Source organism: Streptomyces swartbergensis, from assembly GCF_002148965.1.
In the GTDB taxonomy this organism is placed as follows: Bacteria; Actinomycetota; Actinomycetes; order Streptomycetales; family Streptomycetaceae; genus Streptomyces; species Streptomyces swartbergensis.
This window is the reverse complement of record NZ_NGFN01000042.1, coordinates 12,009-34,665: the sequence shown is the minus strand read 5'-3', so window position 1 is coordinate 34,665 and position 22,657 is coordinate 12,009. Positions and strand designations below refer to the sequence as shown.

The window sequence follows — 22,657 nt, the reverse complement described above, 5'->3', positions numbered from 1 at the left end:
GGCAGTTGGGGGACGACCATGACACGCTGGCGGCCGCTTCCGGACGCACTGCCTAGGGAGGCACGGCACCTGGTCGGGCAACTGCGGACCCTGAAGGACCGCACAGGTCTGAGCCTGGCCGAGCTGGCGCGGCGGACGGCGTACAGCAAGTCGTCGTGGCAGCGGTATCTCAGCGGGGCCAAGCAGCCGCCGAGGGGAGCCGTGCAGGCGCTGTGCCGCGTGGCGGGGGCGGACCAGGCGCGGTTGCTGGCGCTGTGGGATCTGGCGGACCAGACGTGGCCGCACGGCGCGGCGGTGCCGGCGGAGCCGGCCGGACCGGCGGCGGACACGGCGGCGCCGCCGACCGACGCCGAGTACCGGCGGTGGCGGGCGGCGGCCCTGGTCTCCTTCGCGGTCATCGTGGTGCTGCTGGCCGGGCTGCTGTGGGTGCTGCCTGCGAGGAGCGGATGAGGCCGTGGGTCCACCCGCTCCCCGGGCGACGGTGTTCTCAGCCGACGATGCGGTAATGGGCGTTCTTCCAGGGCCCGACGTTCTTCAGCTTGACCTGGTACTTGCCGCCCACGCGCTTGAAGTTGACGTTCCGCACGTCCCCCTTGTATTGGACGATGTTGCCCGGGAGGCTCTGCAACCGGGTCTGGGCGAAGTCCCAGCTCTCGCTGACGACGACACCGTCGGTCTCCGACAGGTTGTACCGGCTCTGCCACCACTGCGTCGCCGACTCGGTCTCCGGCCCGAACGAGCCGTCGATCTGGCTCTTCTTGAAGGGCCGCCACTCGCCCTCGTCGTCCTCCCACAGGGCGCCGTCCGCCCACAGGACGGTCTCCCACAGGGCGATGGCGTTGCCCTTGGCGTACGCCTCGACGCCGAGGTTCTCCTCGTCCTCCCAGTCGTTGCCGACGGCTCCGCCGCCGTCTACTCCGAAGTACGCGGGTGCGGCGTCGGCGGCCGGCGCCAGGGCGATTCCGGTGGCCCCGGCCCCCAGCATCACGGCCGTCACCATCGCCATGGCCCGATTGCGCATGCTCATGCGGTCTTCCTTTCCGAGCCGCCGTCACCCGTGGATTCCCCCTGGGGCGGCTCGTCTCTTCCGGCACGGCACAGCCTCATGGGCCGGGGGCGGCCGGAGCGAGCTTTCCCGCCGTACGCGGACCGCCCAGGGACGGTTCACGAGCGGGGCGGCGGCGTCCCGCCGGAGGATGGGACGACCGGGACCGGCATGAGCCGGGGACCACTCGTCGTCCGTTCCCAACAACAGTCTTTGTTGGCCTGGGTACGGGAGGCCGACGCGATGGACGCCTCGCGGCGCTATCCCGCTCTGTCGCTGCGCGGGCCGGTCTTCGGGGTCGCCGTGCAGGATCCGGCGGTGGGGCCGCAATGGCGGCTGCCGAAGCCGGTGACGGACGGCATGCCGCAGGTGGCCCGGGACGGGCTGCACTCGCACCTGTGGTTCACGGCGAAGGACGACACCGACGAGCCGGGGGCTGAACTCCAGGGTCCACCTGGCCGCAGACGGCCATGTCGAGCACGCCGAAGTCGTTCCTGGGCGTGAAGACCACCACGACCCCGCCCCATGGGCGACTCCCCCACCCACCGGCCGTCCACCAGCTCGATGGAACAGGCCAGTCCGGGAGCCCAGCCGGGGACGTCGGCGGGGTTCGAGACGTAGTCGTAGACCTCCTGTGCCAGGCGGTCGATGGAAACGCCGAGGTGCCTGGATTGCCGCGTCGCGGTCGTCATGGCGGTGACGTTACGGGCCTGCCCGGAGGCCGTCTTGAACGGATGGGACGCGGATCGGGCACCGGCCGGCGCGGTGTCCGATTCCTTCAAGACCGGGCCTCGTGGGCCTGCCTACGGTGGGCCCATGACTGCACGATTCGATGCCATCGGCCTGGTCGTCTCCGACATGGCCGCATCCGTCGCCTTCTACCGCCGGCTCGGGTTCGCCTTCCCGGAAGGTGCCGAGAACCAGCCGCACGCCGAGGCCGAACTGCCCGGCGGGCTGCGGCTGATGTTCGACACCGAGGAGACGGTCCGCTCCTTCCTGCCCGAGTGGCAGCCGCCCCCGGAGGGCGGCCGGACCTCGCTGGCCCTGCGCTGCGACAACCCGGCGGAAGTGGACGCGCTGTACGAGGAGCTGGTGGGCACCGGGTGCCACGGCGAGCTCAAGCCCTGGGACGCCTTCTGGGGACAGCGGTACGCCGTCGTGCTCGACCCGGACGGCAACGGGGTGGACCTGTTCGCTCCGCTAGCCGCGGCGGGCGAGTAGCTCCCCCAGCGGCAGACCCGCCAACTCCCTGACATCCCGGGCCAGATGGGCCTGGTCGGCGTAACCGGTCCGGGCGGCCGTGTCCGCGAAGGGGACACCGACCCGGGCCAGCGCGAGGGCGCGGCGCAGCCGCAGGATCCGGGCCAGGGTCTTGGGGCCGTACCCGAACGCGGTCAGCGAACGGCGGTGCAACTGGCGTGCCCCCAGGCCGAGTTCGTCCGCGGTCGCGGCGACCGGGCGGCCCGCGCCGAGCGCGGTCACGATGTGCCGCAGCAGCGGATCCGGCGGATCGGCACGGGCCGCCTGCCGCAGGGCGAGGTCCTCGAGTCCGCTCGCCGGGTCGGGGGCCGCGTTCACCCGTGCCGCCAGGCGCCGTACCTCCGCGGCCGGCCATAGTTCCGCGAGCTCGACGCGACGGTCACGCAGCTCGTGCGCCGGTACACCCAGCAGGGCCGGGGCCGTGCCCGGGTAGAAGCGGACGCCGGCCCAGGCGCCGTTCTCGCCGTCCGTGACGTGGGCGTGTGTGTCGGGCCCGGCGACCAGCAGCCGCCCCTCGTGCCACAGCACATCCATGCACCCGTCGGGCAGCACACGCGCCGCCCCGCCGCGCTCCGGGACATTGCTCCACACGACCGCTCCGGCCAGCCGTGACGCCCGCTCCACGTACACGTAGGCCAGGTTACGCCGAGGGCGCCACGCGCATCCCCGGCCGGGCCGCCCCGGGACTTCGGTGAGGCGCTGCCCGCCTTCGGCGCGCCGCCGCAGGAGGTCGCGACCCGACCGCGATCTTCGACACGCTCCTCGACAGCCGCGACGCAACACTCTCGGGGACCTCGCGGTCCTCGTGTGGGAGGAGACGGCGGCCGGGATCCGGAAGGTGAGACAGCCCCATCTCGCATGCCGGCCGACTGCATGGCCCCGGTCAGGCGGCACGGGAAGCGGCCGACGGCACCGGCAACGGCTGGACAACCCGGACGGCGTGACAACGGCGGGCGGACCGGTCGACGGCGCGGGAGACCCCGACGGACGGCACGGGCCACTGGCAGACCAGGGCCCGGAGGCGTGACAGCCGGGCCGTACGTCGGCGGGCCCGGCCGGCCGCGCGTGACCCTCACTTCTCGGCGGGCGGCGGAGCCTCCCCGTCGGACTGGCTCGTGCCCTTCGTGTGGGTGCTCTTCACGTGCGTGCTCTTCACGTGCGTGCGCAGCCGGGCCGTGACGTCCTCCGGGGGCAGGAAGCGGGACCAGCGTTCCGGGAACTCGGAGGGCATGTCGGGGTCGGACTCGCCCGCGGCGGCGGCGCGGGCCACGTACTCGGCGACCTGCGCCTGCCGCAGCCGCTCGTTGGCCTCGCGGGCCGCGGCCGTCGCGGCGGCCGGCCAGACCCGGTCGATGGCGGCGTTGACCGCGGCCCCGACGAGTACGGCGAACGCGGCCACACCGATCCACAGCAGCACGGCGACGGGCGCGGCCAGGGAGCCGTAGATCGTCGGGCCCTCGACCGTGCTGGTCAGGTAGATCCGCAGCAGGAAGCTGCCGAGGACCCACATGCCGAGGGCGACGAGCGCGCCGGGCACGTCCTCGATCCACGGGGAGCGGACGGGGACGGACACGTGGTAGAGCGTGGTCAGGAAGGCGATGGACAGGAGGATGACGACCGGCCAGTACAGGACCTGCACGACCGTCGTGGACCACGGGACGATCCGCACCACCGCGTCCGGCCCGGCCACCATCAGCGGCAGCGCGACCGAGCCGATCAGCAGGGCGACGATGAACAGCGCGAAGGCCAGGAGCCGGGTCTTGACGATGCCCCGGACGCCGTCGAGGCCGTACATGACGGTGATGGTGTCGATGAAGACGTTCACCGCGCGGGAGCCGGACCACAGGGCGAACAGGAAGCCGATGGAGATGATGTCGGGCCGGCCGCCCTTCGTCACGTCGTGCAGGATCGGCTCGGCGATCTGCCGCACGCCCCGGTCGGACAGCACCGTGCGGGCGGCCTCCAGGATGTTGTTCTGGAGGCTCTCGATGGTGTCCGCGCCGGTCCAGGCGTCGACGTAGCCGAGCAGTCCGATCATGCTCAGCAACAGCGGCGGCACCGACAGCAGCGTGAAGAACGCGGCCTCGGCCGCGAGCCCCAGGATGCGGTACTCGATGCAGGAGTTGACGGTGTCCTTGAGCAACAGCCAGGCGGTCTTGCGCTTGGAGACGTTCCGGTAGAGGGCACGCGCCCGGTGGAGGCGCCCGGAGGGAGTGTCGGGGGTTTCACTTGCTGGCTGCACCCCCTAACGGTATCCGTCGCGCCCGACCGCACTCACCCACAGGTGGCCTCCGAAAGCCCCGGCCCCGTCCCTTGGTGACCAAGGGGCCGCCCCGGGGTACTTTCGCACCATGGCTGGCAGCACCCACTCCGTGAACAACCAGGTCCCGCCGCTGGTCGGGTACGACGTCTTCTCGGCCGACCGGGCCCTCTCGGCGGCGGTCGAACGGCATCTCGATCCCGGCCTGCGCGACGAGGTGCTCGGCGAGCTGTCGGCGCTCGGGCGGACCTCCGGCTCGGCCCAGGTGCAGGAGTGGGGGGCGCAGGCCAACGAGAACCCGCCCCGGCTGCGCACGCACGACCGGTACGGCCACCGCATCGACGAGGTCGAGTTCCACCCGTCCTGGCACCGGCTGCTCGGCAAGGGCGTCTCGGCGGGTCTGACCGCGGCCTGGGACCGGCCGGCCGGGCATCTTCGGCGGGCCGCCGCCTTCCTGGTGTGGACGCAGGTCGAGGCCGGCAACGGCTGCCCGCTGTCGATGACGCACGCGGCGGTGCCCGCCCTGCGCACGGACCCGGGTCTGGCCGCCGAGTGGGAGCCGCGGCTGACGTCCATGGTCTACGACCGTGACCTCAGGCCCGCGCACCTCAAGGCCGGGGCGCTGTTCGGGATGGGCATGACGGAGAAGCAGGGCGGCAGCGACGTACGGGCCAACACGACGTCGGCGCGGCCGCTCGCTCAGGACGGGACGTACGAACTGACCGGGCACAAGTGGTTCTGCTCGGCGCCGATGTCCGACGGTTTCCTGGTGCTGGCGCAGGCGGCGGGCGGGCTCACCTGCTTCCTGGTGCCGCGGGTGCTGGCGGACGGCACGCGCAACGTGTTCCTGCTCCAGCGGCTCAAGGACAAGCTCGGCAACCGGTCGAACGCCTCGGCCGAGGTCGAGTTCGACGGGACCTGGGCCCGCCGGGTCGGTGAGGAGGGGCGCGGGGTACGCACCATCATCGAGATGGTGGCGGCGACCCGGCTCGACTGTGTGCTGGGCTCGGCGGGGCTGATGCGGCAGGCGGTGGCGCAGGCGGTGCACCACTGCGCGTACCGGGAGGTGTTCGGCGGGAAGCTCGTCGACAAGCCGCTGATGCGCAACGTCCTCGCGGATCTCGCGATCGAGTCGGAGGCGGCGACGACGCTGGCGCTGCGGCTCGCGGCGGCCTGCGACGACGGCGGCGAGCAGGAGCGGGCGCTGCTGCGGATCGCGGTGCCGGCGGCCAAGTACTGGGTGACCAAGCGGTGCCCGCCGGTGGCGGTGGAGGCGGCGGAGTGCCTGGGCGGCAACGGCTATGTGGAGGAGTCCGGGCTGCCCCGGCTGGTGCGCGAGTCGCCGCTCAACTCGATCTGGGAGGGCGCGGGCAACGTCCAGGCCCTCGACGTGCTGCGGGCGTTGCAGCGGGAGCCGGGGGCGTTCGACGCGTATCTGCGGGAGGTCGGGCAGGCGCGCGGCGCCGATCACCGGCTCGACGGGGCCATCAAGAACCTGCTGACGGAACTCGCCGATCTGGAGGGCGTGGAGGGGCGGGCGCGGCGGCTTGCGGAGCGGCTGGCGCTGGTGCTCCAGGGGTCGCTGCTGGTCCGTTTCGCGCCACCGGAGGTCGCCGACGCGTTCTGCGCGGCGCGGCTGGGCGGCGACGGGGGCGCGGCGTTCGGGACGCTCCCGCACAGTCTCGATCTGGCGTCGGTGGTGGAGCGGGCCCGGCCGGTGACCTGACCCGGGCACCCGAAGCGGGGGTGGTGCTGCGCCGACACGGCACCACCCCCGCCTCACTGGCCCGTTCGAGCCACTGAACGCCGCTCGGGACGGCGCGGTTCAAGTTTCGGACACGGCCGGACCCGTCCACCAGGGTTGCAAGGGGTTGCAACTTGCTGCTGACTGTGTGCGGAGTGTGCGCGTCCGCTCAGGGGCGGACGGCACCATGAGACGGACAGTCAGAACGGACAGTCGGAAAGACTCCGGGGGGCCCACGCCTATGGACGTCACGCAGCTCGCCGCCGTGGACACCTCGCGTGCGGCCCGGGTGCTCAGCGAGGTCCGTTCCGCCCGGCTGTCCGGGCAGCCCGCGCCCGTGCCGCCGCGCCGGGTGATCGAGCAGTCCTGGGAGCGCATGCTGCGCAGCGGTGTCGATCCGGACCACGACGTCCGGGCGGATCCGCTGTCCCGCGAGGAGGTGCAGCGGCGGCGCGAGACGTCGGTGCTGCGCCATGTGCTGCCGGTGTTGCGGGAGGGGCTGCTGGGGTTCGCGGACGTCGCCCACCACATCATGGTGGTCGCCGACGAGGAGGGCCGGGTGCTGTGGCGGGAGGGCAGCGCGCCGGTGCTGCGCAAGGCCGACGGGCTCGGCTTCGAGCTCGGCGCGGACTGGCGTGAGGACGTCGTCGGCACGAACGGTCTGGGCACCCCGGCGGTGGTGCGCCGGCCCGTGCAGGTCTTCGCCTCCGAGCACTTCGTGCGCTCCCAGGCCGTCTGGACCTGTGCCGGCGCTCCGCTGACGGATCCGCGGGACGGCCGGCTGCTCGGCGTGGTGGACGTGAGCGGCCCGCTGGAGACGATGCATCCGGCGACGCTCGCCTGGGTCGACTCGGTGGCCAAACTCGCCGAGGCCCGGCTGCGGGAGAGGCACCTGGAGTCGCTGGAGCGGCTGCGGGCGGTGGCGGCGCCGGTGCTGGCCAGGCTCGCCGGGCGTGCCCTGGTCGTCGACCGGGACGGCTGGACCGCCGCGGTCGGCGGGATGCCGTACACACGGCGCGTGGCCCTGCCCAAGTCCCTGTCGCCGGGCACCGGATGGGTGCCGGCGCTCGGGCTGTGCTCGGTGGAGCCGCTGGCCGGGGGCTGGCTGCTGCGGGCGGCCGCCGACGAGCCGGTGCCGCGCGGGGCGACCAGCATCGTGCTGGACCTGAGACAGGCCCGCAGATGGACGGTGGCGGTCTCCGGCGGCGCGGGCTCCTGGACGCGGGAACTGAGTCCCCGGCATGCCGAGTTGCTGTACCTCCTCGCCGTCCACCGCACCGGCCGCAGCGCCTCGGACCTGGCCGGTGACGTGTTCGGCGACCCGGCCCGCACGGTGACGGTACGCGCCGAGATGTCGCGGGTACGGCGCTACCTCGGCGCGTTCCTGGAACACCGGCCGTACCGCTTCGCCGAGGACGCCGAGGTCGACGTGCTCCTGCCGGACGACCCGCACGACGTGCTGCCGCACTCGACGGCACCGGCGGTGGGGCGGCTGCGCACCTCCGCACCGGCCCCCTGAGGTTCACGGGATGTGGCGTCCGGCCGTTCCCAAGGGTGCATCTTGCGCATATTTGCAAGGTCTTCGTCCCTGACCCGCCCACCTGCCGTAGCATCCCCTACGGGCCACCCCACCTGCTTCTCCGTCAACGTACGGACCACAAGGCGCAGTTGGCCCGCCTCGGGAGGACGTTATGAAGCAACGCGGCAGACACCGGCGGCGCAGGCGGGGCAGGGCAGTGCGCGGGGCCCTGGCCGGGACGGCTCTCGCACTCACCGCCGCCGCGACCCTGATCAGCGCCTCGCAGGCCACGGTCGCCGACGCGCCCGGGGCTCTGGAGCCGATCTCCGTGTCCGCGGAGGCCGGGCGGCTGCCGCTGGCCGAGCACCGGGTGCCCGGGCGGTGGCTCGACCGGCTCGCCTCGAAGATGGGCCGGCCCGTCGGTGTGGGCACGGTGCTGGACAGCGCCGACCACACGCTGCGGAACGCGGCCGACTGCTCGACCACCGAGAAGCACACCCTGCCGGTCGAGCCGGCGGCCACGCGCGCGTACTGCTTCGGCGGCGCCGACACCCGGGGCTGGCGGCCCGGCGCGGTCACCACCTCGGGCGACGCGGACGACGACGGCCGCTGGGGCGGCAACCGCGTGATCCTCTCCGGCTGGACCCGCGGCGGCACCGAGGGCGGCTCCATGGACGGCCCGGCCCCCGAGCAGGGCCTGGCCAAGGTCGCCTTCGTCGACGGGAACGACCCGGACCGGCTCCGCTACACCTGGGCGCTGCTGGCCGTCCCGGTGGACGGCGGGCGGGACTACCGGGGGCTGGTCTCCCCGCTGTCCGGCATGGTCTGGTACCAGGACAAGCTGCTGGTGACGACCCGGGAGGGCGACCGGGACGCGCTGTACGTGTACGACATGGACCGCATCCAGCGCGCCACGGTCGACTCCGACGCGGTGGGCCGGGTACGGGGCGGCTGGGCGGCGTCCGGCTACCGGTACGTGCTGCCCGCGGTCGCCTCGTACGCCCTGCCCGGCGGGGACGACGTGCCGCACCCGGCCGCGGTCTCCCTCGACCGCAGCACCGTCCCCGACAGCCTGGTGGCGAGCGAGTGGGTGCCGGCGGACAGTGACCGGCGCACCCGGCTGTGGCGCTACGCGCTGAGCCGGGACCCGGCCCGGTCCGGCCTGCTCGCCACGGACTCCTCGGGCCGCGCGGACCCGGTCGAGGCGTACGAGTCGAAGACGACCGATGTGCGGGGCGTGCTGTCGTACCGCTCGGGCTGGTACCTCGACCGTGCGGCGGGCACGCCCGGCGGGCACGGGACGCTGTGGCGCCAGGACACGGAGGGCGCGCGGGCGACGGAGTGCGCGACGGACGAGACGCGGCACTGCTGGAGCGGCCGGTCGGGTTCCCTCTCCTACTGGGAGGAGACCGGCGAGCTCTGGTCCCAGTCGGGGCGGATGCTGTTCGCGCTGCCGCTGGCGTCGGCCGACAGGGCGCTGGGCCGGTCGACAGATCAGTAGGTCAGATGATTTTCTGGCCCGCATGACCACCCTCGCCGTGACCACCTGGTCCCTGGAGCAGACCGCTCCGACCGACCTGCTGCCGGCCGCCGCACCGGACGGGGACGTCCGGATCGTCCGCTCCGAGGTGCCCTCGCCCGAGTTCAGCCGGTTCCTGTACGCGTCGGTCGGCGGCGACATCCTCTGGACGGACCGGCTGAGCTGGTCGTACGCGCGGTGGCAGGAGCACTTGGAGCGGCCCGGCGTGGAGACGTGGGTGGCGTACGACCGGGGCACGCCCGCGGGGTACGTGGAGCTGGAGGCCCAGGACGACGCGGTCGTGGAGATCGTCTACTTCGGCCTGCTCCCCGCCTTCCGCGGCCGGCGCATCGGCGGGCACCTGCTGTCGTACGGCACGGCCCGTGCCTGGGATCTCGCGGACCGCTGGGCGGGACTGACGCCGACGAAGCGGGTCTGGCTGCACACCTGCAGCAAGGACGGCGAGCACGCGATGGACAACTACCAGCGCCGCGGCTTCAAGCTGTTCGACACCAAGGTCGAGGAGGAACCGGAGGTCACCGCTCCGGGACCGTGGCCTGGGGCGTTCCCCGTCTGACCTGGCCGGACACCTCGGGACGGCCCGATGTGACCAAGGACACGCACGTCTTAGATTTCGAGACAGGAGTGTCCGAATCTTGGACGAAGCTGGACTGTGTCCAGATCGCCGTGACACGCTTCCGTCATGCCTGGAACTGGGATTGCCTTGGTGAGTCGACGCCACGTCGACCTCGGCCGCATGTCCAGCGCCATCTGTCCGGCGCGCTGAGAGCACTCACGCAGCCCGACATCCCCCTTTCTCGCCTCATTCCCGCGCAATGACGCGCCCCTATGCCCATGCGCCCGCATGCGCAGGTCAGAGCCGCTTTCCCGCCTGTCCCGAAGGACGTATCAACCATGGCCGCCACCCCGCAGAAGCCTGCCGCCGCGACTCCCCGCCGCAAGGTGAGCCGTCACCGCGGTGAGGGTCAGTGGGCCGCGGGGCACCACACCCCGCTCAACGGCAACGAGCAGTTCAAGAAGGACGACGACGGTCTCAATGTGCGGACACGCATTGAGACGATCTACTCCAAGCGGGGCTTCGACTCGATCGACCCGAACGACCTGCGCGGCCGGATGCGCTGGTGGGGCCTTTACACCCAGCGCCGTCCCGGGATCGACGGCGGCAAGACGGCGGTGCTGGAGCCGGAGGAGCTGGACGACGAGTACTTCATGCTGCGCGTCCGCATCGACGGCGGCCGTCTCACCACGCGGCAGCTGCGCGTGATCGGCGAGATCTCGCAGGAGTTCGCCCGCGGCACCGCCGACATCACGGACCGGCAGAACGTCCAGTACCACTGGATCCGGATCGAGGACGTGCCCGAGATCTGGAACCGGCTGGAGGCGGTCGGCCTGTCCACCACCGAGGCCTGCGGTGACACGCCCCGCGTGGTCATCGGCTCGCCGGTCGCGGGAATCGCCGAGGACGAGATCATCGACGGCAGCTCCGCCATCGACGAGATCCACCGTCGGTACATCGGCAGCAAGGAGTTCTCCAACCTGCCGCGCAAGTTCAAGACGGCGATCTCCGGATCGCCGCTGCTCGACGTGGCGCACGAGATCAACGACGTCGCGTTCGTCGGTGTGAACCACCCCGAGCACGGCCCGGGCTTCGACCTGTGGGTCGGCGGCGGTCTGTCCACCAACCCGAAGATCGGCGTCCGGCTCGGCGCCTGGGTGCCGCTGGAGGAGATCCCGGACGTCTGGGCGGGCGTGATCGGCATCTTCCGCGACTACGGCTACCGGCGCCTGCGTACGCGCGCCCGCCTGAAGTTCCTCGTCGCCGACTGGGGCGCGGAGAAGTTCCGGCAGGTCCTGGAAGACGAGTACCTCAAGCGCAAGCTGGTCGACGGCCCCGCTCCCGGGCAGCCGGTCCAGCAGTGGCGCGACCACATCGGCGTGCACCGGCAGAAGGACGGCCGCTTCTACGTCGGCTTCGCCCCGCGCGTGGGACGCGTCGACGGCGCGACGCTCACGAAGATCGCCGACCTCGCGGAGGCCCACGGCTCGGGCCGGGTGCGCACCACCGTCGAGCAGAAGATGATCGTCCTCGATGTCGAGGAGGACAAGGTCGAGTCGCTCGTCGAGGGCCTGGAGGCGCTCGACCTGACGGCCCGGCCGTCCTCGTTCCGGCGCGGCACCATGGCCTGCACCGGCATCGAGTTCTGCAAGCTCGCCATCGTCGAGACCAAGCAGCGCGGCTCGCAGCTCATCGACGAGCTGGAGCGCCGTATGCCGGACTTCGGCGAGCCGATCACCATCAACCTCAACGGCTGCCCGAACGCCTGCGCCCGTATCCAGGTGGCGGACATCGGTCTCAAGGGCCAGCTGGTCGTCAACGACCAGGGCGAGCAGGTCGAGGGCTACCAGGTGCACCTGGGCGGCGCGCTCGGCCTGGAGGCGGGCTTCGGCCGCAAGGTGCGCGGCCTGAAGGTCACCTCCGAAGAGCTGCCCGACTACGTCGAGCGCGTCCTGAAGCGGTTCCAGGCGGAGCGCGAGGACGGCGAGCGGTTCGCCACGTGGGCGGCCCGCGCCAGCGAGGAGGCCCTGTCGTGAGCGAACGTGCGGCCCCTTTCTACTGCCCCTACTGCGGTGACGAGGACCTGCGTCCGAGCGAGGAGGGGCACGGCGCGTGGGAATGCGCGGCGTGCAACCGAGCCTTTCAGCTGAAGTTCCTCGGGCTGCTGGCCCAGGGGCTCAAGCGATCCGACACCGGAGGGGCGAAGATATGACCACGGTTCAGGAACAGCGCACGGCCGAGGAGCTCAAGGCCCTCGCCGAGCAGGCCGGCCGCGACCTGGAGGAGGCCTCCGCGCTGGAGATCCTCCAGTGGGCGGCCGAGACGTTCGGCAAGCGCTTCTGCGTGACGTCCTCCATGGAGGACGCGGTCGTCGCCCACCTGGCCTCCCGCGCGATGCCCGGCGTCGACGTCGTCTTCCTCGACACCGGCTACCACTTCGAGGAGACCATCGGCACCCGTGACGCGGTCGACGCCGTGATGGACGTCAACGTCATCACGCTCACGCCGCGCCAGACGGTCGCCGAGCAGGACGCGGAGTTCGGCCCCAAGCTGCACGACCGCAACCCCGACCTGTGCTGCGCCATGCGCAAGGTGGAGCCCCTGGAGCGAGGCCTGAAGGACTACCAGGCCTGGGCGACCGGTCTGCGCCGCGACGAGTCCCCGACCCGGGCGAACACCCCGGTGGTCGGCTGGGACGACAAGCGCCAGAAGGTCAAGATCTCCCCGATCGCCCGCTGGACCCAGGACGACGTGGACGCCTACGTCACCGAACACGGGGTTCTGACGAACCCGCTGCTGATGGACGGCTACGCCTCCGTCGGCTGCGCCCCCTGCACCCGCCGGGTCCTTCAGGGCGAGGACGCGCGCGCCGGCCGCTGGGCGGGCCGCAGCAAGACCGAGTGCGGGCTGCACGGATGACGACGCCTCAGACTCAGACGACTCAGACGATTCAGGAGACCGACGTGACGACCGGAGCCACCGTCTGGCTCACGGGTCTGCCGAGTGCCGGCAAGACCACCATCGCCCACGAGCTGGCCGGCCGGCTCCGCGCCGAGGGTCACCGCGTCGAGGTGCTCGACGGCGACGAGATCCGCGAGTTCCTCTCGGCGGGCCTCGGCTTCAGCCGCGAGGACCGGCACACCAACGTGCAGCGCATCGGCTTCGTCGCGGAACTGCTCGCCCGCAACGGCGTGCTCGCCCTCGTCCCGGTGATCGCGCCGTACCAGGACAGCCGCGAGGCGGTGCGCAAGCGGCACCAGGCGAACGGCACCGCGTACGTGGAGATCCACGTGGCGACCCCGGTCGAGGTGTGCAGCGAGCGGGACGTCAAGGGCCTGTACGCCAAGCAGGCCGCGGGCGAGCTCACGGGGCTCACCGGCGTCGACGACCCGTACGAGGCACCCGAGTCGCCCGACCTGCGCATCGAGTCGCAGAACCAGACCGTGCAGGAGTCCGCGGCGTCCGTGTACGCCCTGCTGAGCGAAAGGGGACTGGCATGACGACCGCCGCGACGGTTTCCGAGGAGACCGACAGCCCGTACGCGCTCTCCCACCTCGACGCCCTCGAGTCCGAGGCGGTGCACATCTTCCGCGAGGTGGCGGGTGAGTTCGAACGGCCGGTGATTCTCTTCTCCGGCGGCAAGGACTCGATCGTCATGCTGCATCTGGCGCTGAAGGCCTTCCGGCCGGCGTCGGTGCCGTTCTCGCTGCTGCACGTGGACACCGGGCACAACTTCCCCGAGGTCATCGACTACCGGGACCGCACGGTGGCCCGGCACGGGCTGCGGCTGCATGTCGCCTCGGTGCAGGACTACATCGACCGGGGTGTGCTCAAGGAGCGCCCGGACGGCACCCGCAACCCGCTGCAGACGGTGCCGCTGACGGAGAAGATCCAGCAGGAGCGTTTCGACGCCGTGTTCGGCGGCGGCCGCCGGGACGAGGAGAAGGCCCGGGCCAAGGAGCGGGTGTTCTCCCTGCGGGACGAGTTCTCGCAGTGGGACCCGCGCCGGCAGCGCCCGGAGCTGTGGAACCTCTACAACGGCCGGCACGCCCCGGGCGAGCACGTCCGCGTCTTCCCGCTGTCCAACTGGACCGAGCTGGACGTGTGGCAGTACATCGCCCGCGAGGGCATCGAGCTGCCGGAGATCTACTACGCGCACGAGCGTGAGGTGTTCCAGCGCGGCGGCATGTGGCTGACGGCCGGTGACTGGGGCGGGCCGAAGGACGGCGAGACCGTGGAGAAGCGCCTGGTGCGCTACCGCACGGTCGGTGACATGTCGTGCACCGGCGCCGTCGACTCCGACGCCGACACGATCGAGAAGGTGATCGTGGAGATCGCCGCTTCCCGGCTGACCGAGCGCGGCGCCACCCGCGCCGACGACAAGATGTCCGAGGCCGCGATGGAAGACCGCAAGCGCGAGGGGTACTTCTAGAGATGAGCACGATCACGACCGAGGAACTCTCGGCCACCACGCTGCTGCGGTTCGCCACCGCCGGTTCCGTCGACGACGGCAAGTCCACCCTCGTCGGGCGGCTGCTGCACGACTCCAAGTCGGTCCTCACCGACCAGCTGGAGGCCGTGGAGCGTGTCTCCGCCAGCCGGGGCCAGGAGGCGCCGGACCTCGCGCTGCTGACGGACGGTCTGCGGGCCGAGCGGGAGCAGGGCATCACCATCGACGTGGCGTACCGCTACTTCGCCACGCCCCGGCGCCGGTTCATCCTCGCCGACACCCCCGGCCACGTGCAGTACACCCGCAACATGGTCACCGGCGCCTCGACGGCCGAGCTGACGGTCATCCTGGTCGACGCCCGCAACGGGGTGGTCGAGCAGACCCGCCGGCACGCCGCGATCGCCGCCCTGCTGCGCGTCCCGCACGCGGTCCTGGCGGTGAACAAGATGGACCTCGTCGGCTACGACGAGAAGGTGTTCGCGGCGATCGCCGAGGAGTTCACGGCGTACGCGACCGAGCTGGGCGTCCCCGAGGTCACCGCGATCCCGATCTCCGCGCTCGTCGGCGACAACGTGGTGGAGCCTTCGGCGAACATGGACTGGTACGGCGGCCCGACCGTGCTGGAGCACCTGGAGACGGTCCCGGTCGCGCACGACCTGAGCCACTGCCACGCCCGGCTGCCCGTGCAGTACGTGATCCGGCCGCAGAGCGCCGACCACCCCGACTACCGGGGGTACGCCGGTCAGATCGCGGCCGGTTCCTTCCGCGTCGGCGAGCAGGTCACCGTGCTGCCGTCGGGCCGCTCCACGAAGATCTCCGGCATCGACCTGCTCGGCGAGCCGGTCGACGTCGCCTGGACCACCCAGTCGGTGACCCTCCTGATGGAGGACGACATCGACATCTCGCGCGGCGACCTGATCGTGCCCAGCAAGGACGCGCCGCCGACCACCCAGGACATCGAGGCGACCGTCTGCCATGTCGCGGACGCCCCGCTGACCGTCGGCCACCGGGTGCTGCTGAAGCACGGCACCCGCACGGTCAAGGCGATCGTGAAGGACATCCCGTCCCGTCTCACGCTCGACGACCTGTCCCTGCACCCGCATCCGGGACAGCTCGTCGCCAACGACATCGGCCGGGTGAAGATCCGTACCGCCGAGCCGCTGCCGGTCGACTCCTACGCGGACTCGCGGCGCACCGGCTCGTTCATCCTGATCGACCCCAGCGACGGCACGACGCTGACCGCGGGCATGGTCGGCGAGTCCTTCGCCGCCCCCGATCCGGTGAAGGACGAGTCCGATGACGACGGGTGGGACTTCTGACATGAACTCCCCCGACTTCTACTCGATGTTCGCGAAGGAGGGCGGCCGCGTCGGCAGCGGTGCTCTCGGCAGCGGGCAGGGCGGAGTCGCGCGATGTGTGCGCTGACGTACGCGCACCGCTCGCGCGCCCTCACCCCCCACCGCCGTAGACCTGCCGACCTCCCGGCCACGACCTGAGAGACCGTGACCGCCGGGCCTCCGAGAGGAACACCTCCCGTGCCTGCATCATCCGCTCTGCGCCGATCCTTCGCGGTAGCAGCCGCGCTGCCTCTGCTCACGCTGGCCGCCTGCGGCTACGGCTCCCAGGCCAAGGACGACGGGGCCGCCAAGGTCGCCGCCGGGGCGAAGAAGATCGAGGGACTCGACACCGTCAAGATCGGTTACTTCGACAACCTGACCCACGGCACCGCGCTCGTGGGCATGCGGAAGGGCTTCCTCCAGAAGGCCCTCGGCGCCACCAGGGTCGAGCCCGCCGTCTTCAACGCCGGTCCGTCCGAGATCGAGGCGCTCAACTCCCAGTCCATCGACATCGGCTGGATCGGCCCCTCCCCCGCCATCAACGGCTACACCAAGGCGGACGGCAAGAACCTGCGGATCATCGGCGGTTCGGCGTCCGGCGGCGTCAAGCTGGTCGTCAACCCCGACAAGATCAAGTCGCTGAAGGACGTCAAGGGCAAGCGAATCGCGACCCCGCAGCTCGGCAACACCCAGGACGTGGCGTTCCTGAACTGGGCCGCCGACCAGGGCTGGAAGATCGACCCGCAGAGCGGCAAGGGTGACGTCACCGTCGTCCGCAGTGACAACAAGGTCACCCCGGACGCCTACAAGGCCGGGTCCGTCGACGGCGCCTGGGTGCCGGAGCCGACCGCGTCGAAGCTGGTCGCCCAGGGCGGCAAGGTGCTCCTCGACGAGGCGTCGCTGTGGCCGGACAAGAAGTTCGTGATCACGAACATCATCGTCCGCCAGGACTTCCTGAAGAAGCACCCGAAGGTCGTCGAGGCGGTGCTGAAGGGCTCGGTCGAGACCAACAAGTGGATCAACGCCCACCCCGATGAGGCGAAGGCGGCTGCGAACGAGCAGCTGGAGGAGTCCTCCGGCAAGGCGCTGCCCGCCGATGTGCTGGACCCGGCGTGGAAGTCGATCCGGTTCACCGACGACCCGCTGGCCTCCACCCTCAACACCGAGGCGGAGCACGCCGTGAAGGCCGGGCTGCTGGAGAAGCCGAACCTGAAGGGCATCTACGACCTCGCGCCGCTGAACAAGGTCCTCAAGGCCGAGGGCGAGCCCACGGTCGACGACGCCGGCCTCGGCGTCCGTTAAGTCCGCATCCCGACCCGTTCCCAGGAGGTGACGACCATGGCCACGACCCTCGCCAAGGCCGCCGACGGCACCGAGACGGCCACCCACGCCGCCCGGATCGCCCACGTCTCGAAGTCGTTCCCGGGCCCCGCCGGGCAGCAGCTCGTCCTGGACGACATCACCCTCGATGTCGCCCCCGGCGAGTTCGTCACCCTCCTGGGAGCCTCGGGCTGCGGCAAGTCCACCCTGCTCAACCTGGTCGCCGGTCTGGACCGGCCCTCGGCCGGCGACATCACCACCGACGGCCGCCCCGCGCTGATGTTCCAGGAACACGCCCTGTTCCCCTGGCTGACCGCGGGCAAGAACATCGAACTCGCCCTGAAGCTCAGGGGCGTGCCGAAGACCGAGCGCCGCGATCGGGCCGAGGAACTGCTCGAACTCGTCCGGCTCAAGGGCGCCCACCGCAAGCGGGTGCACGAACTGTCCGGCGGGATGCGCCAGCGCGTCGCGATGGCCCGCGCGCTCGCCCAGGAGAGCAAGCTCCTGCTGATGGACGAGCCGTTCGCCGCGCTCGACGCCATCACCCGCGACGTGCTGCACGACGAGCTGACCCGTATCTGGCGCGAGACGCAGCTGTCCGTCCTGTTCGTCACGCACAACGTGCGCGAGGCCGTCCGGCTCGCCCAGCGCGTGGTGCTGCTGTCCTCCCGCCCGGGCCGCATCGCCCACGAGTGGACCGTGGACATCGAGCACCCGCGCCGTATCGAGGACACCGCCGTGGCGGAGCTGTCCGTCGAGATCACCGAACAACTGCGTGGGGAGATCCGCCGTCATGGCCAGCACTGATTCGACGACCGTCGCCAAGGACGGCAGCGATCTCGCCGGACTGGAAGCCGGCCTGGACGCGCTGGAGACGGTGCAGACCAGCCGCAAGCCGTTCCGGCAGACCTTCGTGGAGAAGATCCTGCCGCCGGTCATCGCCGTCGCCCTCGTCCTGGCGGCCTGGCAGGCCCTGGTCTCCTTCAAGGTCGTCGACGACCCCACGAAGCTGCCCGCGCCGTCGGCGGTGTGGGACGTCGTCCACACCGCGTGGCTCCAGGGCGAACTGCTCGGTTACATCTGGACCAGCGTCTCGCGCGGCCTGCTCGGCTTCTGCTTCGCCCTGATCATCGGCACCCCCCTGGGCCTGCTCGTGGCCCGCGTGAAGTTCGTCCGCGCGGCCCTCGGCCCGATCCTGTCCGGCCTGCAGTCCCTGCCGTCGGTCGCCTGGGTCCCCCCGGCGGTCATCTGGCTGGGCCTGAACAACTCGATGATGTACGCGGTGATCCTGCTGGGCGCCGTCCCCTCGATCGCCAACGGCCTGGTCTCGGGCGTCGACCAGGTGTCGCCGCTGTTCCTCCGCGCGGGCCGCACCCTCGGCGCGACCGGCCTGAAGCACACCTGGCACATCGTCCTCCCGGCCGCCCTGCCCGGCTACGTCGCCGGTCTGAAGCAGGGCTGGGCCTTCTCCTGGCGCTCCCTGATGGCCGCCGAGATCATCGCCTCCTTCCCCGACCTCGGCGTCGGCCTCGGCCAGCTCCTGGAGAACGGCCGCAACGCCAGCGACATGGCCATGGTCTTCGAGGCGATCCTCCTCATCCTCGTCGTCGGCATCGCCATCGACCTGCTCCTCTTCAGCCCGCTGGAGCGGTGGGTGCTGCGCAACCGCGGTCTGCTGGTGAAGAGCTGAAGTCCCATGACCCACACGCCTGTACTCCTCGTCATCGCCCACGGCAGCCGCGACCCGCGGCACGCCGCGACGGTGCACGCCCTGGTACGCCGGGTCCGCTCCCTGCGTCCCGACGTGCGCGTGGAGACGGGCTTCCTGGACTTCAACGTGCCCTCGGTGCAGGGGGTGCTGGAGTCCCTGGCGGTCCAGGGCATCCGTGACGTCGTGGCCCTCCCCCTCCTCCTGACCCGGGCGTTCCACGCGAAGGCGGACATCCCGGCGGTCCTCACGGACGCTCCCCCACAGCTCCGCATCCGCCAGGCGGAGGTCCTGGGCCCGTCGCCCCTGTTGCTGTCCGCCCTGGAGCGACGCCTGTACGAGGCGGGCCTGTCCCCCGCCGACAAGTCCTCGACCGGGGTCGTGCTGGCCTCGGCGGGGTCCACCGACCCGGAGGCGATCGCAGTGATCGCAGAAATCGCGCGGGAGTGGCGGCACACCGGTTGGTGCGCCGTGCGACCTGCGTTCGCCTCCGCATCCCTCCCCCGCACGCAGGACGCCGTCCGGGAACTCCGGGCCCTCGGCTGCTCCCGGGTGGCGGTCGCCCCCTACGTCCTCGCCCCCGGCTTCCTCCCGGACCGCATCGCCCGGGGCGCGGCGGAGGCGGACGTCCTGGCGGATGTACTGGGGCCGGCGCCGGAGGTGGCCCGGGTGGTGCTGGAGCGGTACGAGGCCGCTCGGGTGCCGACGTTGGCGGCTGTGAGCGCCTGAAGTCCGTCTTGTCAGACGGCCCCTTGCATCCCCCGCGAGTCCCCGGCGTGCGCTTGTTCCGGTTCCTGGGGCCCGCGGAAGGTCGTGTTCGCGGCGCATCGGGCTCATGACGAGGACGAGCCAGGAGAGCGCGACGATACTGGTCATGATCCACATGGCCGGCCGGTACCCGACCGCGTCGCCGAGCACGCCGCCGAGCAGGGACCCGAGCGGGATGGTGCTGTGGTTGATCATCATGGCCGTCGCCACGACCCGGCCGAGCATGTGCGGCGGGCAGTAGGTCTGCCGGAAGCTGCCGACCACGATGTTGGCGACGGAGACGCCGATGCCGACGAGGAAGGCCCCCATGGCGAACAGCAGCAGCCCCGGCCCCGCCGTGGTCATGGGCAGCAGCAGCGCGAACGGCGCGGTGGCCACCTGGAGGAGCAGCAGCCCGCGCGCGGTGCCGAACCGCCGGCCGACCCTGCCGGCCACCAGCGCGCCGACGATACCGCCCGTACTGCCGCTGGTGAGCAGCAGCCCGACCATGGCCGGGTTCAGCCCGATGCTGCGGACGAGGAACACGACCTGGACCGCCTGGTAGCCCATCAACGCCATGTTGATCAGGGCGCCCCAGGTGACCATCGGCCGCAGGTACCGGTCCCGGCCCACGAAGCGAAGCCCTTCGACGATCTGTCGTCGGAGGGGGGTGCGTGCCTCGTCGGGAGCACGGTCCGGCTCGACCGCCCTGATCCGCTTCAGGCAGACCGCGGAGATCAGGAACGTCACCGCGTCGGCCACGAGCGCGGTGACCGCGCCGAACGCCTGGGCGAGCAGGCCCGCCGCCCCCGGCCCGGCGACCTGGGTGGCGGCCTCGCTGCCCTGGAGCTTGGCGTTGCCTTCCAGGAGGTCGCGTCCGTCGAGCACGATCGGGATGTACGAGTGGTAGGCGGTGTTGAAGCACACCGCCGCGGTGCCACAGATCAGCGCGGCGGCGACCATGTGCGGGAACGTGAGCGCGTCGAGCGATGCCGCCAGTGGAATGCTCACCAGCGTCGCGGCGGAGACCAGATCGCACGTGATCATCAGTGGGCGTTTGCGCATCCGGTCCGCCCAGGCGCCCACCGGCAGACCCACCAGCAGCCAGGGCAGCCACACCGCTGCGGCGATCAGGCCGACGGCGGTGGAGCCGGCGTCCAGCACCACCACCGCGATCAGTGGCAACGCCACCACGGTGATGCTGTTGCCCAACCCGCTCACGGTCTCGCCCACCCAGAGCAGGCGGAAATCCCGGCGGGTGGAGGGAACTGGTCCGGGTGGGGCCATCAGAGCAGGCTACTCGACGGGCCCATGACCGGTTCCGGCTGGAGTGCGAAGGAGTAGGGGGCCCAGGGGCCGGTGACTTCGACGCGGAGGCCGGGGATGCCCTCGGCGGCCGCCAGTACGCCGGTGCGGAAGGCATCGACGCGGTCGGCGGGGACGAGGTACGCGTCGTTGCCGACGTTGGTGCCGGGGGCCGGGCCCGCGAGGCTTCCGCGTTCCGGGGTGTGCGCGACGCGGTCGACGGCGAGGGTGCCGGCCGTCCGGGTGAGGTGCGCGGCGGCCTGGGCGACCGTGCGCCAGCCTTCCTCGTTTCTGCGTTGTCTGCGGCGGCGGATCGCCAGGTAGGCGCGACCGACGCCGAGGCCGGTGGGCGTTTCCTGTCCGGCGTCGGTACCCGACTCGGGTGGGGTGATGTCCGGTGCGGCGTAGATCTTGACGCCGAGTTCGACATGGCCCGTGAGGCGGTCCAGGAGGGACAGGAAGTACGCGCGGCGGGTGTCGAGGGCCTGCCGGGCGTGGTGTTCGTCGGGGTAGACGGTGGCCAGCCGTAGCGGCAGGACGGCGGCGCCGCAGGCGACGAGCGCGGCGACCACGGCGTGGTGGGACCGGACCGTGGACTCCATCCAGTCCAGGTCGTCGAGGTGGGCCTTGAGGGGTGCCTCGCCGTAGTCGGCGGCCGGGACGGGGCCGACGGCGAAGGCCAGGGGTGAGGCGGGGTCCGTGGGCTCCACCAGGTGGATCGGGTCGCCGGCGACCCCGCGCAGGTCCGTCGCGGCCGCGGCGGCCCCGGGGGTACGGCGCAGGACCGCGTAGGCGTAGACGAGGTTCGGGTCGGTCATGGCTCCGGCCTCCTGTCGGCCGCCTTGAGGGCGGCGCGGCGATCTCGGCGCGATCCCTCTCGCGAGACTCGTATCTCGTGCTGCCCTTAGGTACGGGGGCGGCGGCGGGCGTGTTCACGCAAACACCGAAAACGCCCGGTGCCGTTGACCTTGCCCCTGGGGCAGGGGCAAGGGTCCGGGGCATGGACGACTACCTGAAGCAGACGCCGTACAGCGACCCCGGGGACCTGGACACGAGCGGCCTGCCGCGTGAACCGGGGGAACTCGCCGGCCTGGTCCGGAACCTGATCATCCATCGGGGTGAGGGAGAGTTGTTCGGACACTCCGTTCCCGAGGCGCGGCTGCACCACGACGCCGAGTCGCGCTACGTCACGGAGATCCTGAGGATCCTGCGGGAGCGCGGTGACGCCCCGCTCACCGAACGGCGGGCGCCGGAGGAGCGGTTCGTGGGTACGTGCCGGGACTTCTCGCTGCTGCTGTGCTCGCTGTTGCGGGCGACGGGGACGCCCGCGCGGCTGCGCTGCGGCTTCGCGACGTACTTCGTCGACGGTTTCCACGAGGACCACTGGGTGACCGAGTACCGCACACCGGAGGGGCGGTGGCGCCTGGCCGACGCGCAGGTCCACCACGGGTACGACATGCCGTTCGACCCCATGGACGTGCCCAGGGACCGGTTCCTCGTGGCCGGGAAGGCCTGGCGGGCCTGCCGCGAGGGGCGGGCGGATCCGATGGACTTCGGGCTCAGCGGCGTCGGCCGGCTGCGGGGGCTGTGGTTCGTGTGGGGCAACGTGGTGCGCGACCTGGCCGCCGTCAACGGCGTCGAACTGCTCCCCTGGGACGGCTGGGGTCCGCAGTTCCTCGGCCGGGTGCCGCTGACCGAGCACGAACTGGCGGCGGCCGACGCGGTCGGCTCCCAGGACGACCCGGCCCGGCCCTACGAGGATCCGCGACTGGCCGTCCCGGCCGAGATCACGTCGTACACGCCCTGTCTCGGCGACCGGAAGGTCACTCTTGCGGCTCGCTGAACGGCGTCGCCCAGCGCCGGCTC

General features: G+C 71.7%; 22 protein-coding genes and 2 pseudogenes. 19 read left to right on the top strand and 5 right to left on the bottom strand.

Translation table 11 applies throughout. The annotated features are described in order from the left end of the window. Positions 1-450: helix-turn-helix domain-containing protein (locus CA983_RS09945; protein ID WP_425276439.1), on the top strand; the 450-nt coding region annotated here is incomplete at its 5' end. Between the two features lie 37 nt (positions 451-487). Here the strand turns inward: CA983_RS09945 and CA983_RS09940 are convergent. Continuing rightward, positions 488-1,027, bottom strand: coding sequence for a peptidoglycan-binding domain-containing protein (locus CA983_RS09940; RefSeq protein ID WP_086600502.1), 540 nt, complete (start codon positions 1,025-1,027; stop codon positions 488-490). A gap of 237 nt (positions 1,028-1,264) precedes the next feature. On the opposite strand from CA983_RS09940, the pseudogene CA983_RS09935 reads away from it, so the two are divergent. Further along, positions 1,265-1,477 (top strand): annotated as a pseudogene (locus CA983_RS09935) (DUF5954 family protein); the annotation flags it as partial. 384 nt (positions 1,478-1,861) lie between these two features. Then, positions 1,862-2,266: a VOC family protein gene (locus CA983_RS09925; RefSeq protein ID WP_208636928.1), complete on the top strand. Its 405-nt coding sequence runs from the start codon at positions 1,862-1,864 to the stop codon at positions 2,264-2,266. Here CA983_RS09925 and CA983_RS09920 read toward each other — a convergent pair. Further along, entirely contained in the window at positions 2,246-2,935 is a 690-nt protein-coding gene (locus CA983_RS09920; RefSeq protein WP_086600500.1) for a DUF6597 domain-containing transcriptional factor, read from the bottom strand. The two genes, CA983_RS09925 and CA983_RS09920, sit on opposite strands and share 21 nt — an antisense overlap. Before the next feature lie 442 nt (positions 2,936-3,377). Next, positions 3,378-4,547, bottom strand: a complete 1,170-nt coding sequence (locus tag CA983_RS09915; RefSeq protein ID WP_086600499.1) for a YihY/virulence factor BrkB family protein — start codon at positions 4,545-4,547, stop codon at positions 3,378-3,380. A 109-nt stretch (positions 4,548-4,656) separates the two neighbouring features. Between CA983_RS09915 and CA983_RS09910 the strand changes: the two genes are divergently transcribed. The 15 genes from CA983_RS09910 (at position 4,657) to CA983_RS09840 (ending at position 19,468) form a co-directional block, all read left to right on the top strand. Beyond that, on the top strand, positions 4,657-6,291 hold the full coding sequence (locus CA983_RS09910; protein ID WP_086600498.1) for an acyl-CoA dehydrogenase family protein: 1,635 nt from the start codon (positions 4,657-4,659) through the stop codon (positions 6,289-6,291). 259 nt (positions 6,292-6,550) lie between these two features. Then, entirely contained in the window at positions 6,551-7,828 is a 1,278-nt protein-coding gene (locus CA983_RS09905; protein WP_086600497.1) for a GAF domain-containing protein, read from the top strand. A gap of 172 nt (positions 7,829-8,000) precedes the next feature. Then, entirely contained in the window at positions 8,001-9,329 is a 1,329-nt protein-coding gene (locus CA983_RS09900) for a hypothetical protein (protein ID WP_086600496.1), read from the top strand. Between the two features lie 22 nt (positions 9,330-9,351). Further along, positions 9,352-9,924, top strand: a complete 573-nt coding sequence (locus CA983_RS09895) for a GNAT family N-acetyltransferase (RefSeq protein WP_086600495.1) — start codon at positions 9,352-9,354, stop codon at positions 9,922-9,924. Positions 9,925-10,050: 126 nt separating this feature from the next. Continuing rightward, positions 10,051-10,134, top strand: coding sequence for a putative leader peptide (locus CA983_RS49150; protein WP_310887545.1), 84 nt, complete (start codon positions 10,051-10,053; stop codon positions 10,132-10,134). A gap of 128 nt (positions 10,135-10,262) precedes the next feature. Then, a complete protein-coding gene (locus CA983_RS09890; RefSeq protein WP_086600494.1) occupies positions 10,263-11,960 on the top strand; it encodes a nitrite/sulfite reductase in 1,698 nt (565 codons plus the stop codon). Further along, positions 11,957-12,136, top strand: a complete 180-nt coding sequence (locus CA983_RS09885) for a hypothetical protein (RefSeq protein WP_086600493.1) — start codon at positions 11,957-11,959, stop codon at positions 12,134-12,136. The genes CA983_RS09890 and CA983_RS09885 overlap by 4 nt, the downstream gene beginning before the upstream one ends. Further along, positions 12,133-12,843, top strand: a complete 711-nt coding sequence (locus CA983_RS09880) for a phosphoadenylyl-sulfate reductase (protein WP_086600492.1) — start codon at positions 12,133-12,135, stop codon at positions 12,841-12,843. The genes CA983_RS09885 and CA983_RS09880 overlap by 4 nt, the downstream gene beginning before the upstream one ends. 44 nt (positions 12,844-12,887) lie before the next feature. After that, positions 12,888-13,424: an adenylyl-sulfate kinase gene (cysC, locus tag CA983_RS09875; protein ID WP_086851630.1), complete on the top strand. Its 537-nt coding sequence runs from the start codon at positions 12,888-12,890 to the stop codon at positions 13,422-13,424. Then, positions 13,421-14,356 (top strand): sulfate adenylyltransferase subunit CysD, encoded by a 936-nt coding sequence (cysD, locus tag CA983_RS09870; RefSeq protein WP_059416721.1) that lies wholly within the window; start codon positions 13,421-13,423, stop codon positions 14,354-14,356. Before cysC ends, cysD begins: the two co-directional genes overlap by 4 nt. Positions 14,357-14,358: 2 nt before the next feature. Next, complete coding sequence (locus CA983_RS09865) at positions 14,359-15,693, top strand: sulfate adenylyltransferase subunit 1 (protein WP_086600490.1); 1,335 nt, start codon at positions 14,359-14,361, stop codon at positions 15,691-15,693. A 216-nt stretch (positions 15,694-15,909) separates the two neighbouring features. Next, entirely contained in the window at positions 15,910-17,013 is a 1,104-nt protein-coding gene (locus CA983_RS09855; protein ID WP_086600488.1) for an aliphatic sulfonate ABC transporter substrate-binding protein, read from the top strand. 36 nt (positions 17,014-17,049) lie between these two features. Beyond that, positions 17,050-17,838: an ABC transporter ATP-binding protein gene (locus CA983_RS09850; protein WP_086600487.1), complete on the top strand. Its 789-nt coding sequence runs from the start codon at positions 17,050-17,052 to the stop codon at positions 17,836-17,838. After that, positions 17,825-18,721 (top strand): ABC transporter permease, encoded by an 897-nt coding sequence (locus CA983_RS09845; RefSeq protein WP_086600486.1) that lies wholly within the window; start codon positions 17,825-17,827, stop codon positions 18,719-18,721. The genes CA983_RS09850 and CA983_RS09845 overlap by 14 nt, the downstream gene beginning before the upstream one ends. A gap of 6 nt (positions 18,722-18,727) precedes the next feature. Continuing rightward, a complete protein-coding gene (locus CA983_RS09840) occupies positions 18,728-19,468 on the top strand; it encodes a sirohydrochlorin chelatase (protein WP_086600485.1) in 741 nt (246 codons plus the stop codon). A 123-nt stretch (positions 19,469-19,591) separates the two neighbouring features. Here CA983_RS09840 and CA983_RS09835 read toward each other — a convergent pair. Together CA983_RS09835 and CA983_RS09830 are read right to left on the bottom strand one after the other, a co-directional pair. Further along, positions 19,592-20,773: pseudogene (locus CA983_RS09835) on the bottom strand (MFS transporter); the annotation flags it as partial. Continuing rightward, on the bottom strand, positions 20,773-21,609 hold the full coding sequence (locus CA983_RS09830; protein ID WP_086600484.1) for a GvpL/GvpF family gas vesicle protein: 837 nt from the start codon (positions 21,607-21,609) through the stop codon (positions 20,773-20,775). The pseudogene CA983_RS09835 and the gene CA983_RS09830, both read right to left, overlap by 1 nt. A gap of 182 nt (positions 21,610-21,791) precedes the next feature. Here CA983_RS09830 and CA983_RS09825 point away from each other — a divergent pair, with 182 nt between their 5' ends. Beyond that, complete coding sequence (locus CA983_RS09825) at positions 21,792-22,634, top strand: transglutaminase-like domain-containing protein (RefSeq protein ID WP_086600483.1); 843 nt, start codon at positions 21,792-21,794, stop codon at positions 22,632-22,634. The last annotated feature ends 23 nt before the right edge of the window (positions 22,635-22,657 follow it).